The sequence below is a fragment of the Streptomyces sp. DSM 106670 genome (genome assembly GCF_055792845.1).
In genome coordinates this window covers 78,672-92,245 of the sequence record NZ_CM147704.1, presented here as the reverse complement: position 1 = coordinate 92,245, position 13,574 = coordinate 78,672, and the positions used below count along the sequence as shown (strand labels likewise).

14 protein-coding genes are annotated in these 13,574 nt (G+C 71.7%); 10 read left to right on the top strand and 4 right to left on the bottom strand.

Translation table 11 applies throughout. The features are described 5' to 3' along the window. Positions 1-97 precede the first annotated feature (97 nt). Positions 98-1,075, bottom strand: coding sequence for an LLM class flavin-dependent oxidoreductase (locus tag ACSMXR_RS00435; RefSeq protein ID WP_473170915.1), 978 nt, complete (start codon positions 1,073-1,075; stop codon positions 98-100). A gap of 154 nt (positions 1,076-1,229) precedes the next feature. Here ACSMXR_RS00435 and ACSMXR_RS00430 point away from each other — a divergent pair, with 154 nt between their 5' ends. From ACSMXR_RS00430 to ACSMXR_RS00395, 8 genes are all read left to right on the top strand, one after another. After that, on the top strand, positions 1,230-1,934 hold the full coding sequence (locus tag ACSMXR_RS00430) for an alpha/beta fold hydrolase (protein WP_381795952.1): 705 nt from the start codon (positions 1,230-1,232) through the stop codon (positions 1,932-1,934). Between the two features lie 2 nt (positions 1,935-1,936). Beyond that, a complete protein-coding gene (locus ACSMXR_RS00425) occupies positions 1,937-2,164 on the top strand; it encodes a hypothetical protein (RefSeq protein WP_137231268.1) in 228 nt (75 codons plus the stop codon). A gap of 112 nt (positions 2,165-2,276) precedes the next feature. Continuing rightward, positions 2,277-2,816, top strand: coding sequence for a DUF6630 family protein (locus ACSMXR_RS00420; RefSeq protein WP_376188695.1), 540 nt, complete (start codon positions 2,277-2,279; stop codon positions 2,814-2,816). A 173-nt stretch (positions 2,817-2,989) separates the two neighbouring features. Beyond that, positions 2,990-3,151, top strand: coding sequence for a hypothetical protein (locus ACSMXR_RS00415; RefSeq protein ID WP_170994476.1), 162 nt, complete (start codon positions 2,990-2,992; stop codon positions 3,149-3,151). Between the two features lie 676 nt (positions 3,152-3,827). Beyond that, on the top strand, positions 3,828-5,135 hold the full coding sequence (locus ACSMXR_RS00410) for an ABC transporter substrate-binding protein (RefSeq protein WP_256341804.1): 1,308 nt from the start codon (positions 3,828-3,830) through the stop codon (positions 5,133-5,135). A gap of 84 nt (positions 5,136-5,219) precedes the next feature. Then, on the top strand, positions 5,220-6,155 hold the full coding sequence (locus ACSMXR_RS00405; protein WP_256341803.1) for a carbohydrate ABC transporter permease: 936 nt from the start codon (positions 5,220-5,222) through the stop codon (positions 6,153-6,155). 133 nt (positions 6,156-6,288) lie between these two features. Continuing rightward, positions 6,289-7,149 (top strand): carbohydrate ABC transporter permease, encoded by an 861-nt coding sequence (locus tag ACSMXR_RS00400; RefSeq protein WP_137231352.1) that lies wholly within the window; start codon positions 6,289-6,291, stop codon positions 7,147-7,149. Positions 7,150-7,272: 123 nt separating this feature from the next. After that, entirely contained in the window at positions 7,273-8,877 is a 1,605-nt protein-coding gene (locus ACSMXR_RS00395; RefSeq protein ID WP_381911181.1) for a glycoside hydrolase family 13 protein, read from the top strand. A 106-nt stretch (positions 8,878-8,983) separates the two neighbouring features. Here the strand turns inward: ACSMXR_RS00395 and tsaD are convergent, their stop codons facing one another. Next, a complete protein-coding gene (gene tsaD / locus ACSMXR_RS00390; protein WP_473170914.1) occupies positions 8,984-10,054 on the bottom strand; it encodes a tRNA (adenosine(37)-N6)-threonylcarbamoyltransferase complex transferase subunit TsaD in 1,071 nt (356 codons plus the stop codon). Between the two features lie 272 nt (positions 10,055-10,326). On the opposite strand from tsaD, the gene ACSMXR_RS00385 reads away from it, so the two are divergent. Continuing rightward, positions 10,327-11,004, top strand: coding sequence for a lysophospholipid acyltransferase family protein (locus ACSMXR_RS00385; protein ID WP_473170913.1), 678 nt, complete (start codon positions 10,327-10,329; stop codon positions 11,002-11,004). Between the two features lie 67 nt (positions 11,005-11,071). Here ACSMXR_RS00385 and ACSMXR_RS00380 read toward each other — a convergent pair whose 3' ends face one another. Next, on the bottom strand, positions 11,072-11,656 hold the full coding sequence (locus tag ACSMXR_RS00380; protein WP_218523562.1) for a DinB family protein: 585 nt from the start codon (positions 11,654-11,656) through the stop codon (positions 11,072-11,074). A 214-nt stretch (positions 11,657-11,870) separates the two neighbouring features. Here ACSMXR_RS00380 and ACSMXR_RS00375 point away from each other — a divergent pair, with 214 nt between their 5' ends. Next, positions 11,871-12,668: a VOC family protein gene (locus ACSMXR_RS00375; RefSeq protein WP_218523561.1), complete on the top strand. Its 798-nt coding sequence runs from the start codon at positions 11,871-11,873 to the stop codon at positions 12,666-12,668. Positions 12,669-12,672: 4 nt separating this feature from the next. Here the strand turns inward: ACSMXR_RS00375 and ACSMXR_RS00370 are convergent, their stop codons facing one another. After that, positions 12,673-13,533: an endo alpha-1,4 polygalactosaminidase gene (locus ACSMXR_RS00370; protein WP_137231277.1), complete on the bottom strand. Its 861-nt coding sequence runs from the start codon at positions 13,531-13,533 to the stop codon at positions 12,673-12,675. Between the last annotated feature and the right edge of the window lie 41 nt (positions 13,534-13,574).

Sequence of the window (13,574 nt, the reverse complement as noted above, 5' to 3'; positions counted from 1 at the left end):
GGCATCGGTCGAAAGGTCATGGGGGCGCTCGCCCCCCCCGGCGTCCGCCGCGTCCGTATCCGCGGTGTCCGTATCCGTATGTACGCCGTCCGCAGGGTTACCCGGCGTCGAGAACCGTGGCCAGCGACTCCAGTGCCGCCACCGGATCGGGACCGACCGGGGCCAGGACGGAGTCGGTGACGCCCGCCGACCACAGTCCGTCGAGGCGGGCCCGGGCCTCCTTCGGGGTGCCGGCCACGGCGAGTCGCGCGACCTGGTCGTCGGGCAGCCGCCGGACGAACTCCTCACGGTCGGCGCACCCGGCCCGCAGCGTGGCCAGCTCGTCGGCGAACGGGAGCGGTGCGATGTGCGCGTGCCAGTCGGGCTCGCCGATCCACTCCAGCGCCGGGCGGGCGGCGGCCAGCGCGGTGTCCCGGTCGGCGTCCACGGACGCGACGTTGTACGCGACCAGGCGGTGGGGGCGGTCGGCGGCGATGTGCCCGAGCGCCGCCCGGGCGTACTCGGGGGCGACCGGCTCCGCGAGGACCGTCCCGTCGGCCACCTCGCCGGAGACGGCCAGCGACCTGGGGCCCCGGACACCGGCCAGGATGTCCGGCACGATCCCGGGCAGCGCACTGGCATCGAGCTGTACGCCGTCGAGGTGGACGTACTGCCCGCGCCGCTGCGTGAGCTCGCCGCGCAACAGCGCCCGCAGGGCGTCGACGTACTCGCGGAGGAAGGTCAGCGGGCTCCGGGGCCACTGACCGACGCTGCGCATCCAGTGGGGCATGCCGTGCCCCACGGCGACATCGACCCGGCCGGGGAAGAGCTGCGCCAGCGACGCGATCTCCAGCGCCGCGAACGCCACGTTGCGGGCGCCGGCGGGCAGCAGTCCGATGCCGACCCGGATGCGTTCGGTGGAGGCCAGCACGGCGGCCGCCTGGGCGATGCCCCCGCGGAAGCCGAGGTCCTCGACCACCCAGACGGAGCCGAACCCCAGCTCCTCGGCCCGGCGCGCGTACGGCAGGATCCGGTCGGCGGGCAGGTCGCGCGGCAGCAGGACGCCCACGGTCCGGTCGGTGGCGGGGGAACGCACAGGTGGTCTCCTTCGGTCGGCGGCCGGGCGACGGCGATCGGTACATCCGCCGCCCCGTTCCGTGTCCGGTGAAGATAGCGAAGCGCCGGTCGCGGACCGGGCGGCGGGACGGTGGCCGGGCGGCGTTGTCGTACCCCTGCACTACGTTGCTGGCATGACGCAATTCGTACTGGTGGCAGGGGCCTGGCTCGGCTCGTGGGCGTGGGGTGACGTGGAGCCCGGTCTGCGCGAGGCCGGTCACGGGGTCCACCCGCTGACGCTGTCGGGCCTCGCCGAGAAGCAGGGAGTGGCGGCCGGGCAGCGGACGCACGTCGAGGACATCACCGGGCTGGTCGAGCGCCTCGACCTGCGTGACGTGGTGCTGGTCGGACACAGCTACGCGGGCATCCCGGTCGGGCAGGCGGCGGAGCGGATCGGCGACCGGCTCGCCCACGTCGTGTTCGTCGACTCCAACGTCCCGGCCGACGGCGAGTCCTTCGTCTCCGGCTGGCCGGACGGCCGGGCCGGCGTGGAGGCCGCCATCGCGGCCAACGGGGGCTTCTGGCCGCCGCCGGCCGCCGCCGACTGCGCGGACCAGGGCCTCACCGACGAACAGATCGCCCGGTTCCTCGCCGGCTCGACACCCCACCCCGGCGCCACCCTCACCGAGCCCGCCGCCCTGACCCGGTCCCCGGGGCTGCTGCCCACGACGTACGTCAAGTGCCTGCTCGACTGGCCCGAGCCGAGCGCCGCGGTGGCCGAGCTGCTGAAGAGCGAGCGGTGGCGGCTGGTCACCATGGACACCGGCCACTGGCCGATGTTCTCGCAGCCGGGCGAGCTCGCCCGGATCCTGCTGGACGCCGCGGGAAAGGCCGCGTGAGGATGCCGACCCCTTCCGGCCCGGAGCGTCGGGCCCCGGCCGAAGCGGCCACGGAGCACCCGGAGATCACCTACATCGGATGCGCCCGCTGCGGCACCCTGATCGCGGGCCTCGACGGGCGGTACGCCTGCTCGGGCTGCGGCTGGGTCAACGAGTGGACCGAGGGCCACCGCCCGCTGCCCGCGGCCCGGCGGCGGCGCGCCCAGGGGCACCCCCGACCGCTCCCGTAACAGCTCACAGCCCGTCCACCGGGACGGCACAGAACCCGCCGCCGAGAGCGGCGCGCAACGCACCGACCGACGACGAACCGGCGGCGGAATCGCCGCAGGAGGAGAGCACGACATGTCCGACCCCCACGACACCGGCACGGTCCGCACGTCCCTGGCCGAGATCGCCGCCCTGCTCGCCCCGGCGCACCCCGCCGTGGCCGAGGAGGTGCTGCGCGCCCACGACAGCCCGCACGAGTATGTGAGCGCCTTCGCGGACCGGCTGGCGGACCGGGGCATCGACGAGCCGGTGGACAACCTCGCCTGGATCGCGCTCGTCGACGCGCTCGACGCACACGGGCTGCTCGCGGAGTTCGACTGGAAGGAGGACGCGCAGGAGATCCGGGCCCGGCTGCAGAAGCTGGAATCGCGGCCCTCCATCGACCCGTGGGTGCTCTTCGAGGCCCGGGAGACGGGTCTGCCGACCGACAAGTTCCTCGACGCCTGCGGCCGCCACTACCGGGAGATCGGCGCGGCGCTGGCCGTCCTGGACATCGACTCCGACTGCTATCCGGTGGTGGGCCTGCGGGCGGCCCGTGCCGACGAGCTGACCGCCCTCGCCGCCCGTGCGGGCTTTCCCGTGCGGCATCTCGGCGCGGGCCGCCGCAGGCGGTGACGGAGCGGCCGCCCGCGGCCGCCGGGGGAGGGGCGGGGCGCCGTTCCAGCAGGTGCGGGGTGGTCCCGGCACGTGATGACGAATCGCCCCCGCCGCCGCCCACCACGTACACTCGCCCCCGCCTCCGCAGACCGGCAGAGGCTTTTCGCACCAGACCGACGGGGAAAATCCGTATGAGTTCCGCAGACAGCACCGAAGCACCGATCTACGCCGGCCTCGTGGAGGAGCACGGCGACGTGCTCGCCGAAGTGCGCCGGGTGGCCGAGGAAGTCCTGCGCGAGGCCGACCGCGCCATCGATTTCGGCGCTGTGCGGACAGCCGCCGCAGCCCGCTAGCCGGCAGCCGGAACCCCCGGCCGCAGTCGCCAGAGGGCGGACAAGTCCATCACGGGACGATAAACGTCCTGCAACTATTGCCATATTCTTGCGTTCACGACGCGATGGCTTGCTGAACAGCCGTCGCACGTGGAAGCGGGTGAGGCCGCGGCAGGCCGGGCGCCGAACAGTGCGCCCGACGCCCCCGCGGCCCCCCGCCCGTCGTGACCGCCCCGGCGGCCGCGCTTCGGTGAGCGGTCCACGCACCCGCGTGGAGAGCGCTCCCAGCCGGCCGCCGAGGGGCGGGAGGCCGCAGCTCCAGTGTCGAACGCCGCACCGGCCGGACCTCCGCCCCCTCCTCCCGAGCGCCTTTCCTGGCCCTCTCCCGAGCGGTTTTCCCACGCGTTTCGCCAGGCGCCCCAGCCCGTCCCGGCGCTCCCCTCCCCTCCGTCACCGATGCCCGCTTCCCTGGCGTCGGCCGTACGCGACCCGTAGTCACGGCCTGCACGGTCGAGAAAGCCCTGTGCGGCTTCTGGTGGCCCATCAGCACCCGTAGAACGTGGTGCAGTCGCAATCTTGCAAATTTGGATCGGAATATTGCGTTGGTCTGCTCGCCGTTCTATCGTGACGCTCCGATCAAGGCCGTGCTTGGGCGTCACCCCGGAGGAGCGTAATGAAGCCGCGCAATCTTGCGATCTTGCTGACCACAGGTCTCGTCGTGAGCCTCGCTGCCTGTGGCAGCGACTCGGAGTCCGACGCGGGAGGAGGGGTGGCCATCACCGTGGCCTGTCAGCCACCGAAGACCGCACCGAAGCAGCGCGAGGCGTGGAACGACGACGTCGCCGCGTTCGAGAAGGCGCACCCGGGGGTCACGGTCAAGAGCACCGACCAGCAGCCGTGCTTCGACCCGAAGACCTTCGCCGCGAAGCTCGCCGGCGGACAGATGGAGACGGTGTTCATGGTGCCGGTCACCAACTACGCCGACGTGATCTCCAAGAAGCAGGCGAAGGACATCACGAACGTCACCGACCTGGTGAAGAACTACGGCGACATCAAGCAGGATGTCAGGGACATGGTCGTCGAGGACGGCAAGACCTACGGCGTCCCCAACGTGAGCTACAGCGTCGGCCTGGTCTACAACCGCAAGCTGTTCAAGGACGCCGGTCTCGACCCCGACGCCCCGCCGAAGACGTGGGACGAGGTCCGTGCCGCGGCGAAGAAGATCGCCGGCCTCGGTGACGACTACGTCGGATACGGCGAGTACGGCGGCGGCAACGTCGGCGGGTGGCACTTCGCGCAGTCCATCTTCAGCCGCGGCGGCGAGATGGTCGTCGACGGCAAGGCCGCGTTCAACAGCCCGGAGGGCAAGGCCGTGCTGCAGACGCTGCACGACATGCGCTGGAAGGACGACAGCGTCGGCAAGAAGGTGCTGATCGGCTGGGAGACGCTGATGCAGCAGATGGCCGCCGGCAAGACGGGCATGATGCTCGGAGCCCCGGACGTCGTCACCGACGTGGTCCAGAAGTTCCAGGGGAAGAAGGACGACTACGGCATCACCGGCATCCCCGAGGGCGAGGCGTCCCTGACCGGCGGCGAGGCCTACATGGTCAACCCGAAGGCGAACGCCGCCCAGACCGAGGCGGCCATGCAGTGGATCGACTTCCAGTTCAACACCCCGGGCAAGGGCCGGCACGACTACGCGCGCGGCAAGGCCAACGGCGAGGCCGTCGGCGTGCCCAACAACGACTACATGGGCGACTCCCCGACCGGTCAGAGGATCGCGGACGCCCGCGAGGAGAACGCCGTCCTGCCGGTCGAGTACTACCAGCCCTACGTGGACACCTCCAAGGGCGTCGAGCTGAAGCTGGAGCCGGCGAAGGCCCAGGAGCTCTACGCGGTGCTCGACGTGCCCATGTCCGCGGTCCTCACGCGGAAGGACGCGGACATAGCCAAGCTGCTCGCGGACGCCGAGTCCAAGGCCAACGGGATTCTGGCCAGGGGCTGACGGCCACTGTCCCGGGTGCCGCCCAGGAGGGGAGGGCGGCACCCCGAGCAGATCCGGCGGGAGAGGCGTGAACGGGAGATCACCATGCAGACACTCACCATCGAACCGAAGCGGCCGGCCAAGCCGCCTCGCAGACCGGCGGCGAAACGGAAACGGACCGTCCAGGCCAATATCACCGCGTACGGCTTCCTGTGTGCGGCGCTGTTCTGCTTCGCCATGTTCGCCTGGTGGCCGATCATCAGGCAGGTCGTCCTCTCCTTCCAGGAGACCAACCTCGTCGACGAGCCCACCTGGGTAGGCCTGGACAACTTCCGTACGGTGGTGGCGGACCCGGCCTTCGGACAGGCCTGGAAGAACACCGTCGTCTTCACCCTGCTCGCCCTGGTCTGCGGCTATGTGATCCCGTTCGCGGTGGCGATCGTGCTCAACGAACTGCGGCACGCCCGCGGCTACTTGCGCTTCGTGGTCTATCTGCCGGTGATGCTGCCGCCGATCGTCTCGGTGCTGCTCTTCCGCTGGTTCTACGATCCCGGACCTGGCCTGTTCAACCAGGTCCTGGACTTCGCCGGCCTGCCGGCACTGTCCTGGCTCGACTCCTCGGACACCGCGCTGATCTCCCTGGTCATCGTCTCCACCTGGATGAACATGGGATCCGGCGTCCTGATCTACCTCGCCGCCCTGCAGAACATCCCGGGCGATCTGTACGAGGCCGCGGAGCTGGACGGAGCCGGGATCTTCAAGCGGATCTGGAACGTCACCGTCCCGCAGACCCGACTGATCCTGCTCCTGATGCTGATGCTCCAGATCGTCGCCACGATGCAGGTGTTCATCGAGCCGTACATGCTCACCGGCGGCGGACCCGAGAACGCGACGGTCACCGTCGCGTACCTCATGTACCAGTACGCCTTCGTGTACGGCGGCAACTACGGGGCGGGCAGCGCGCTCGGCCTGATGCTCATGCTCGTTCTCCTTGCGGTCGCCGCGGTGCAGCTCCGGCTGACCCGTGACGAGAAGAGGTAGTCCCGTGGCCAACGCAGTCGACACCACAGCCCACTTCGACACGGCGGGAGCGAACCGCGAGGTGACACCGCCACCGACGCGCGACGGGAAGAAGCGACGCCGCGCCGCCTGGGCCGACGGTCATGCCCGGACCATCGTCTCGCCCCTGGAACTCAAGTCCCGCTGGGGCAGCCGCATCTACTGGACGGTCCTCGTGGCCATCCTGCTCGTCTTCACCCTGGTCTTCGTCTTCCCGCTGTACTGGATGGTCACCGGGGCGATGAAGTCGGGCGAGGAGATAGCCCAGATGCCGCCCACGCTGTGGCCCGAGAACCCCGACTTCTCGGTGTTCTCGGACGCCTGGGAGCTCTTCGACATCGGGCTGCTCCTGAAGAACACCCTCTTCTACGCGGTCGGCGCCTGGCTCTTCGCCCTCGCCGTCGACGTCACCGCCGCCTACGCGCTGTCCAAGCTGCGCCCGATGTTCGGCAACGTGATCCTCGGCGCGATGCTGGCCACCCTGATGATCCCGCCGATCGTCGTGATGATTCCGGCCTACATCACGGTCACCGATGTGCCGATCTTCGGCTGGCAGCTGCTCAACTCGCCCTGGGCGATCTGGTTCCCGGTGGCCGCCAACGGCTTCAACATCTTCCTGCTCAAACGGTTCTTCGACTCGATACCCGACGAGATCCTCGAAGCGGCCGAGATCGACGGTGTGCCCCCGTGGCGCGTTCTGGTCTCGATCATCCTGCCGATCTCGCGGCCCATCCTCGGAGTGGTCTCCATCTTCACCGTCGTCCTGGTCTTCAAGGACTTCGTCTGGCCACTGCTCGTCCTGCCGGACAGCGAGAAGATGACGATCAGCGTGGGGCTCTCGCAGACCGCCGGAGCCGTCACACAGAACCAGATCATGGCCGGTCTGGTGATCGCGAGCATCCCGATGATCATCGTGTTCTTCTTCTTCCAGCGGAGCATCATGGCCGGTCTCACCGCCGGCAGCCTCAAGGGCTGATCCGCGCCCCGCACCGTTCTTCTCTTCCGCCCCACCATCGACACGCTCTCCGCCGCCGGTCACGTCATCCATGCCCCGCCGCGACCGGCGGCGGAGTCCCCACCTGCCCGAAAGGACCCTCACGTGGCAGCTGTGCCCCCCTCCCGAACCGACACCTGGTGGCGCGACGCCGTCATCTACCAGATCTACCCCCGCAGCTTCGCGGACGGCGACGGCGACGGCACCGGGGACCTCGCGGGGGTCCGCGCGCATCTGCCGTACCTTGCCGAACTCGGCGTGGACGCCGTCTGGTTCACCCCGTGGTATCTGTCGCCACTCGTCGACGGCGGGTACGACGTGGCCGACTACCGCACCATCGACCCGGCCTTCGGCACCCTCGACGAGGCCGAGAAACTGATCGCGGAGGCCGCCGGGCTCGGCCTCAAGGTCATCGTCGACATCGTCCCCAACCACCTCTCCGACCAGCACGTCTGGTTCCGATCAGCCCTCGCGGCCGGCCCCGGCAGCCCGGAGCGGGAACTCTTCCACTTCCGCCCGGGCCGCGGCGAGACGGGCGAACTCCCCCCGAACAACTGGCCTTCCCAGTTCTCCGGCGACACCTGGACCCGGGTCCCCGACGGGGAGTGGTACCTGCACCTGTTCGCCCCCGAGCAGCCCGACCTCAACTGGTCCCACCCCACCGTCCGCCGCGAACACGAGGACGTCCTGCGCTTCTGGTTCGAGCGCGGCGTGGCCGGTGTCCGCATCGACTCCGCGGCCCTGCTCACCAAACACCCCGACCTGCCCGACTTCACCGAGGGCGTCGACCCGCACCCGTACATCGACCAGGACGAGATCCACGAGATCTACCGCTCCTGGCGGGCGATAGCGGACGAGTACGACGGCGTGTTCGTCGGCGAGGTCTGGCTCCCCGACTCCGAGCGCTTCGCCCGCTATCTCCGCCCCGACGAACTGCACACCGCCTTCAACTTCACCTTCCTCGCCTGCCCCTGGGACCCCCAGCGCCTGCGCCGCGCCATCGACGACACCCTCGCCGAGCACGCACCCGTCCGGGCCCCCGCCACCTGGGTCCTGTGCAACCACGACGTGACCCGCACGGTCACCCGCTACGGCCGTACGGACACCGCCTTCGACTTCGCCACGAAGGAGTTCGGCACCCCCGCCGACCTGGAGCTCGGGACCCGCCGCGCCCGCGCCGCAGCGCTCCTGACGCTCGCCCTGCCCGGTTCGGTCTACCTCTACCAGGGCGAGGAGCTGGGCCTGCCCGAGGCGGACATCCCGCTCGACCGCATCCAGGACCCGATGCACTTCCGCTCCGGCGGCAGGGACCCCGGCCGCGACGGCTGCCGCGTCCCGCTGCCCTGGGCGGCGGCCGAACCGTACGGCGGCTTCGGCTCCACCACCGAGCCCTGGCTGCCCCAGCCCGCCGACTGGCCGACGTACGCCGTCGACCGGCAGGACGCCGACCCCGCCTCGATGCTCAGCCTCTACCGCGCGGCACTGCGTCTGCGCCGCGAGACCTCCGGCTTCGGCGACGGCCCGATGACCTGGCTGCCCGCCGAGGACGGGGTGCTGGCCTTCGTCCGCACCGACGGCCTGGTGTGCGTGGTGAACCTTCTCGACCGCAGCGTCGAACTGCCCGGACACGAGGAACAGTTGCTGGCGAGCGGGCCACTGGACGCCGACGGGCGCCTGCCGTCCGACACGGCGGTGTGGCTGCGGCGCTGACCGCAGGGGCCCGGACCGTCCGGAACTCTTTGTCACGACGCCGTGGAAAACCCCGGTTCCGGACGCCCCCCGGCGTCCGGAACCGGGAGAACCCGGGGGCCCCGCCTCAGGCGGCCCGCCCCGCGCCCCGCGCCACCGGATGCAGCGCCGCGTACTCCAGCGGCGCCGAAGGGTCGATCGACACATCCATCGGAGCGGGCTCCGCCCCGGCCCGCACCAGCAGATCGCCGACCGCCGCGATCATCGCGCCGTTGTCCGTGCACAGCTTCAGCGGCGGCACCCGCAGCGTGATCCCGGCCGCCCGGCACCGCCGCTCCGCCAGCTCCCGCACCCGTGAGTTGGCGGCCACCCCGCCGACCACCACCAGCGTCCCCACCCCGTGATCACGGCACGCCGCCACGGCCTTGCGGGTCAGCACATCGGCCACCGCCTCCTGGAGCGACGCGGAACCGTCCGCCAACGGCAGCTCCCGGCCCGCGATCCGCTGCTGCTCGGCCCAGCGCGCGGCCGCCGTCTTGAGACCCGAGAAGGAGAAGGCGTACGGGGCGTCCTTCGCGCCGGTCATCGGACGCGGGAACGCCACCGCACGCCGATCACCCTCCCGCGCCGCCCGGTCGATGGCAGGGCCACCCGGATAGGGCAGCCCGAACACCCGGGCCACCTTGTCGAAGCACTCCCCGGCGGCATCGTCCACGGTGTCCCCGAGATGCACGATCGGATCGCGGGCCAGATCCCGGACGAGCAGCAGCGAGGTGTGGCCGCCGGAGACGATCAGCACCACGCACGGATCGGGCAGCGGCCCGTGCTCCAGGGTGTCGGCGGCGACATGGCCCGCCAGATGATGCACCCCGTACAGCGGGACGCCCAGCGCGTACGCCAGCCCCTTCGCCCCGGCGAGCCCTACCTGGAGCGCCCCGGAGAGCCCCGGGCCGGTGGTCACGGCGACCGCGCCGATGTCCGCCATGTGCAGCCCGGCGCTCTCCAGCGCCTGCCGGACGACCGGCTCGAACGCGTGCACATGGGCCCGGGCAGCGATCTCGGGCACCACCCCGCCGAAGCGGGCGTGCTCGTCCATGCTGGACGCGAGCGCGTGACCGAGCAGCCGCCCGTCCCGCACCAGCCCCGCCCCGGTCTCGTCGCACGACGACTCGATCCCGAGCACCACGGGAGAGCCCATGGGAGCCTCCTTGCCATGAAGAAGTAATTGCGAAAGATGTGCAACAAGGTAGTCCACGGTACGTGACCGGCTCAGCGCACGGGGCGGCCGGTGGCCCCGGACGGTGAGCCGGGGCAGGGGCGATCGACCCAGGAGCCGTGAGTACCCGCACTCAGGCCCCGCGCCCCGGCCGCCACGACGATGAAGGCGTGGCGGGCCGAGCCGGAACGGGCGGGCCCCGACCGCACCGCCGTCCACCAGGACGGCCACGCCCGCCGGACCCCGGGAGAACCGTGCTCAGCCGAATCGCCGCCGCCGTCGTCCCCTCGCTCGGACGCCTCACGGTCACCTCCGACCACGCCACGGCCCCGGCCGCCGGCAGCATCATCGTCGCCAACCACACCTCCCTGGCCGACCCGGGCATCGTCCTCGCCGCACTGCTGCGCCTCGGCGTCGAACCCGTCGTCATGGCCACCGCGGGCCTCTGGCGCATCCCGGTCCTCGGCCGCCTTCTGGAGGGCGGCGGCCATGTGCCCGTGCACCGCAACACCCACCGGGCGGCGGGCGCCCTCGACGCGGCGGCCGTCGCGCTCAGGGACGGCCGCCATCTGCTCATCTACGGCGAAGGACGGCTGCCCTGCCGCACGGACGCGGCGGAAGCCCCGCCGGAGAGCTTCCGCAGCGGTCTCGCCCGCCTCGCACACGCCTCGGGGGCGCCCGTCGTGCCGCTCGGCCAGGCAGGCGCCCGCCGGGTGACCTCCGGCTCGTGCCTCAAGCAGATCTCCGGGCTCCTCACCGCCCCGGCCCGCCGCCCCCGGCTCCACGTCCACGTCGGCGCCCCGCTGCACCTTCCGCCGGAGGTCGGCGCGGCGACCGTCGCCGCCCGCGAAGCCGTCACCACCGCCTGGCGCACCGCCGCACACCACCTCGGCGAACCCGCCGCACTCACCGGACGCCGAACCGGCGAGTGATCCGGAGAGCGCCACCAAGGTGAGTGATCCGGAGGGCACCACGACCGGGCGGGCGATCGGGAGAGGACTACTTCGCCTCCCGCGCCGCCTGCTCCAGGCGCTGCCGGTACCCCTCCCACCAGGCACGGTCGCCCGGCGGCAGGTTGTCGGTGCCGGACCGCAGCCCGACCGTCCCGTCGACCAGCTCCCGGACGATGTCCGCGTGCCCCGCGTGCCGCTGGAGGTCGGAGATCACATGGACCAGGATCTGGTGCAGGGTCACCCGGCGCCGCTCCTCGGGCCACCACCGCACCTGCCCGACCGCGTCGAGCGGCAGCTCGGCGATCGTGGCGTCCGCGTGCTCCGCCACCCGGCGGTAGAGACCGAGGATGTCCTCCCGCGACTCGTCGGGCGTCGCCCACATGTCCTGGTTCGCCTCGGCGTCGTCCCCGTAGGCGGGCGGCGCCTCGCCGAACGGCCGCCCGAACGTCTCGCCGAAATAGCCCAGCTCCACCCCGGCGGCATGCTTGACCAGCCCGAGGAGGTTCGTGCCGGTCGGCGTCAGGGGGCGGCGGACGTCGTACTCCGAGAGCCCTTCGAGCTTCCACAGCAGGGTGTCGCGAGCGAACTGCAGATAGTGCTGGAGGTCAGCCTTCGGCTGCGAGGCGTTCATGCGGAAAGTCTGTCACCGGGCACTGACATCAAGGGCCCTCCCGGGTGGCGGCGACGTCCCCGGCGGCGTAGGTATGGATGCGTGCCCGCTCCGGAGGACGTGTGACGCCCCGGAGCGCTCCGGCCTGCGAACGGCCGGTGACCATCAGGCCCACCCGCCGGACCGGCGTCGGCGGCGCGGCGGCTCACCAGCGGTGACGAGGAGATGGATCCCGATGACCGAGGCAGCGCAGAGCACCCCCGTACACGGGGTTCCGTGCTGGGTCAGCCTCATGACCCGGGACCTGCGGGCCGCCCAGGACTTCTACGGGCCCGTCCTCGGGTGGACCTTCCGCTCCGGCACCCTCGGCGAGGGCTTCTCCGTCGCCCATGCCGGCGCCCTGCCCGTCGCCGGGATCGGACAGATCGCCCCCGGCCTGCCGACAGCCGTCTCCTGGACCCCGTACTTCGCCGTCGCGGACGTCGACACCGCAGCGGCCCGGGTCCGCGAGCGGGGCGGCACCATCGCCGTCGGCCCGATCCGGCTGGGCCCGGGCCGGGGAGCCGTGGCCGCCGACCGCGAAGGAGCCGGATTCGGCTTCTGGGAGGGCCGGACCCCGCCCTGGTCGTACGGCCGCGACAACATGCCCGCCTCCATCGAACTGCGTACCAGCCACGCCTTCGACTGCGCGATCTTCTACGCCGGGGTGTTCGGCTGGGACTCGCAGGAACCCGGCGGCTGCGAGGTCGGTTACGCCTACCAGCAGGACGCGGTCGTCGTACGGCAGGGCGGCCGGACCGTGGCCACCCTGCGCGGCGGAGGGGACGCGTCGGCCCCCGACCCCCGGCTGCGGCCGCGCTGGCACGTCCGCTTCCAGGTCGCGGACCTGGAAGCGGTCGCCGAGGCGGCACGCGCGGCGGGCGGAACGGCCGGCCCGCCGGTGGACTCGCCCGCCGACGGAACCGAAGTGGTCATCTGTGACCCCGAAGGCGGCATCTTCACGGTCTGCGCCCACCCGCCGGACGCCCCGTGAGCCGTCAGCAGGTGCGGAACACATACCCCGGCCGCCCGGCCGGCCGGACGTCGAGATCCCGGCGCACCACCGACACCTTCGCCCCCACGGACGAACACGCCTTCGCGAAGTCGTCGTCGGTGTACTCGACGACGAACACCCTGTCCTCGTACGCGGAGGCGTAGTCGGCGCACTCGTCGTACCGGCCGCACTCCTCGGCGACGGCGAAATCGAACCCGATCGCCTCCCGCCGGTCCAGCAGATCGGTGGTGTTCTTCTGGCCGATCGCCAGCCCGGCGGTGTGCGCGCGGTCGGCCAGGAGCTTCGCGAACGCCGCGTTGTCCGCCTGGGTCAGCAGACCGTCGGAGCGCTCGAAGGAGTCCAGGTTGTCCGGCTCCACCGCCTGGAAACCGGAATCCGCGCAGCCGTCGATCCACTCCCCGACGATCTCCGCCAGCCGGGCGCGCTTGCCCGCGGTCGACGTGTCCAGCAGCACCTCGTCCCAGGCCTCGTCACTGACCAGCTCTCCGTCGCCGTCGCGCAGCAGCAGATCGGGGTCGTCCTTCTGCCACTGGTCCAGCGCGTCGGGCTGGGTCTGGAAGGCGTTGACGTAACAGACGTTGTACAGGCCCTCGGCCGGCGAGTCGCCGCGGTCCCGCGATACGGCCCCGACCCCGGCGGGCGGGGTGTACGCGCCGCCGATCTGGTAGTCGAAGGTCACATCGGCGCGGGGCGGCACGACCTCGGGCGCGGCCTCGTCCGTCGCCCCCGTGGCGAAGGCATGGGACAGGAGCAGCCCCGCTCCCGTCGCGACCGCGACCCCGCAGGCCAGAGCGGCGAGTGTGCTGCGACGGCGGAGGAACGGAGGGACGGCGTGCTGGGGCATGACAAGACTCCCGTGGCTGGGCTTCGGAACCTGCCCCCGCA

What these genes read in the sequence shown, in the direction of transcription:
- ACSMXR_RS00380 (WP_218523562.1), bottom strand. Translation starts at nt 11,656, where the DNA reads ATGAACGCCTCGCAGCCGAAGGCTGACCTCCAGCACTATCTGCAGTTC.
- ACSMXR_RS00375 (WP_218523561.1), top strand. Translation starts at nt 11,871, where the DNA reads ATGACCGAGGCAGCGCAGAGCACCCCCGTACACGGGGTTCCGTGCTGG.
- ACSMXR_RS00405 (WP_256341803.1), top strand. Translation starts at nt 5,220, where the DNA reads ATGCAGACACTCACCATCGAACCGAAGCGGCCGGCCAAGCCGCCTCGC.
- tsaD (WP_473170914.1), bottom strand. Translation starts at nt 10,054, where the DNA reads ATGGGCTCTCCCGTGGTGCTCGGGATCGAGTCGTCGTGCGACGAGACC.
- ACSMXR_RS00430 (WP_381795952.1), top strand. Translation starts at nt 1,230, where the DNA reads ATGACGCAATTCGTACTGGTGGCAGGGGCCTGGCTCGGCTCGTGGGCG.
- ACSMXR_RS00420 (WP_376188695.1), top strand. Translation starts at nt 2,277, where the DNA reads ATGTCCGACCCCCACGACACCGGCACGGTCCGCACGTCCCTGGCCGAG.
- ACSMXR_RS00415 (WP_170994476.1), top strand. Translation starts at nt 2,990, where the DNA reads ATGAGTTCCGCAGACAGCACCGAAGCACCGATCTACGCCGGCCTCGTG.
- ACSMXR_RS00370 (WP_137231277.1), bottom strand. Translation starts at nt 13,533, where the DNA reads ATGCCCCAGCACGCCGTCCCTCCGTTCCTCCGCCGTCGCAGCACACTC.
- ACSMXR_RS00425 (WP_137231268.1), top strand. Translation starts at nt 1,937, where the DNA reads ATGCCGACCCCTTCCGGCCCGGAGCGTCGGGCCCCGGCCGAAGCGGCC.